General features: G+C 50.1%; 3 protein-coding genes. All 3 read right to left on the reverse strand.

Translation table 11 applies throughout. The annotated features are described in order from the left end of the window. Positions 1-721: cytochrome c-550 CycA (gene cycA / locus BLW34_RS15105; RefSeq protein ID WP_143037975.1), on the reverse strand; the 721-nt coding region annotated here is incomplete at its 3' end. Positions 722-843: 122 nt separating this feature from the next. Beyond that, a complete protein-coding gene (gene haoB, locus BLW34_RS15110) occupies positions 844-1,872 on the reverse strand; it encodes a hydroxylamine oxidation protein HaoB (RefSeq protein ID WP_090581359.1) in 1,029 nt (342 codons plus the stop codon). Further along, positions 1,869-2,702: multiheme c-type cytochrome (locus BLW34_RS15115; RefSeq protein ID WP_305728583.1), on the reverse strand; the 834-nt coding region annotated here is incomplete at its 5' end. The genes haoB and BLW34_RS15115, both read right to left, overlap by 4 nt.

Consider the following 2,702-nt stretch of genomic DNA (forward strand, 5'->3'; position numbering starts at 1 on the left):
ACTCTTTTCCTTTTTTATCGTCTTTTTTAGCTACTTTAGCACTAGCCTGGAATTCATCATGAAACTTAAATTTAGGCTCGCCCGCAAAAGTGCCATCCAATTTATAGTGCTCATGCATTGCCTTAACGTCTTTCACCATTTTATCAAAGTCAAAGGTGTATTTCGCATCAACAGCCGGGGTGAATGGCGTATAAGGTGGTTTTGCCCCTTTCCAAGGCGATCCTTCATAGTTCAGGTGACAGGCACTGCAGCTTTCTTCAAAATGAAAGTCCTGGCCTTTGTCTGCCAATACCTTACGCGGTGTGGTCTTGCCCGATTTCTCGAATGCCTGGCCCGCCTTGCGATGGTCCCCGCGGAATTGCCGCCCAGGTCCATGGCAGGATTCGCATCCCACTGCTGCCAATTGTTTGTTCGGCGCGTCAATCGTGTAGCCTCCCGATTTACCAAATCCATCTACATGACAGCCTACGCAGTCCTTGTCCTGGGTATAGTCTTTCGCCGGATCAAGCTTGGCTTTAACTTTGGCTTCTTTTTTTACGTCAGGCTTCAGCGATTCCATCGCCTTGGCATGCGCGGTGTCTTTCCATGATTTGGCCTGGGCTTTATGACAGGCACTGCATTTCTTACGCCCTTCAAAGGGTGCATCTTGAGCGACAGCGTTGCCGGTAAAAAATACAAGCATCGCCGCTACCGCAAGTGCATAAGCTGTGATGTATTTCATGTTCTCTCCTCTTTTTTCTCACTTAGATCTTAAAAATAATAAGTCGGTTCGTAATTGTACGCGATCATCAAATTGTGTAAATGGGTTTAGCTTCTGATGGCGCTGTTTTTGAATGCTTCTCTTTATGGAAGCTTATATACCCAGTATCCCCCTTGTTGATAGACGAGTTGCGCAGCTTTCAGCTCCAGCGGCGGCGCCTTGCCAGTAAAGGGGAACATCCGGGCAAGTAGCGTGTCCGCACTTTGCTCGTCTGTTAAAAAGAATACGCGGATATCCTGGTCAGAGAGTGATTGCAGGGTATAGGTGCTGTAATCATGTTTTTTCATCTCGACTTTCATGTGGTTGATCAGGCCGTGTATATTGCCTGTCATGGCAAAGTTCTTGTACGCTACGCCAAATTTTTCCGGGTACATCAGTCCAAGCTTGTAAAGGTCCGATACATGGATAACGAGATAGGCTTCTTGTGTTGAGCCAATCAGTTCTCGTAATCTGGCAACGCCCGCTTCTGGTGAGCGCAATAGCGCTTCCGCGAAGCGTTGGAATTGGTCACGCTCTTCGTCTGATGGCGAGGTTTGCGGGATTTGGTTTTCATAGGCACGGATGACTTCGCTGGATTCCTGCCAGCGCGCCGGGATGATGAGCGGTTCGTTTAGGTGTCCGTTAAATAGTGTGTTCCGCTTCGATAATAGGCGGATTTGGCGGGAGGTGTCCCACCAGGCCAGAATAAGTGCGTCTGCAGGGGTGTGCTTGTCTATGGCAGCGGCTAATGCACTCAGTTCCGATGGCTTGCGATCCAGTGCGAGTAGCGGTTCTCCTGTGCGATTTTCCCAGTTGAGTAGGACGGGTGATTCGCTGTCACGATGCCCAAAATAGGCTAGCGCAACCGGTTTGTCGCTTTCTGTAACCTGTATTTCATATTTGCTGATTTGTAATCCTGGCCAGGCTTCGAGTTCGAGTTCCGGGAATTGACTCGCTTCTCCTTCTTCTACCAGTTGGTATTGGTAGGGCGCAACTCCCGGTGCCAGCCATAAATAAGCAAACCAGATGAGTAAAATAAAACCTCCCGTTACGAGGAAGATTCCTAGTAACGGGAGGAGCTTGTCTATCCAGCGTACCTCCTGGGTACGCTGGTTCTTACTTGGAGTAATCAAGCTTCGTTTTGCTTACGTTTACGCCAGCCAATCAGCGCTAATGTGCCCGCCAGCAACATTCCGCCTCCTAGTCCTCCCAGTGAGATTTTTTCACTGGTGCTGTTAAGATCTAGCAGACTGGTTTTGGATGCTTCAAGCTTGTTAACACGCGCTTGCAGGGCCGCCATTTCACGCAGCTTGGTGTGCTCGTCTTGAATCTCAACATACGCGCGGTTCATCGGACCCCATCCTTCGGTATAGGTCCAACCACCCGGGTTGACGTGAGCCAGGCCTACGTGCATCTTGGCAAGGTCATTTTCAGCCATTTCGAGTACTTTGAGTTCAATCGATGCCGGGTTGTTGCCTTTCGACCAGAATAGCTGGGTGAATTGGCCAAATCCCGGTTTCTCAGGTGCAGGCGGGGCCGGACGGTTGGTCTTCTGACCTGTCAGCATACCTTCATTGTAAAGCTTTTGAACAACGTCATGAGCTTCCTGGTATTTGGCAAGGCCTGATAAGGTGCCTTTGTCCATGAGTTCCAGGTAGGAGCGGGCAAAACGTTCCGAGTGACATTGCGTGCAGGTAACGACCCAGGAGTCCAGTCGCTTTTCCGACCATTCGCTCGAGATGTTTTCTGCTATGCCCGGTACAAAAGGATAGTTCGCCCAGCGTACTTTCCTCATCAGGTTGTGGGTGTATTCGCCTTCATATTCCATGTGACAGCTGGCACAGGTGGGTGCATTCTGGCCGCCCTTGGCAAAGGCGTCCTTCAGGGGCACATCCCAGTTCCATTTGTCGCCCAGCATGGTGACCATCTTGCCGTGCTTGGACATGGAGTAGGCTTCCCAGTT

Origin of the sequence: Nitrosomonas sp. Nm58 (assembly GCF_900107335.1) — a bacterium.
In the GTDB taxonomy this organism is placed as follows: Bacteria; Pseudomonadota; Gammaproteobacteria; order Burkholderiales; family Nitrosomonadaceae; genus Nitrosomonas.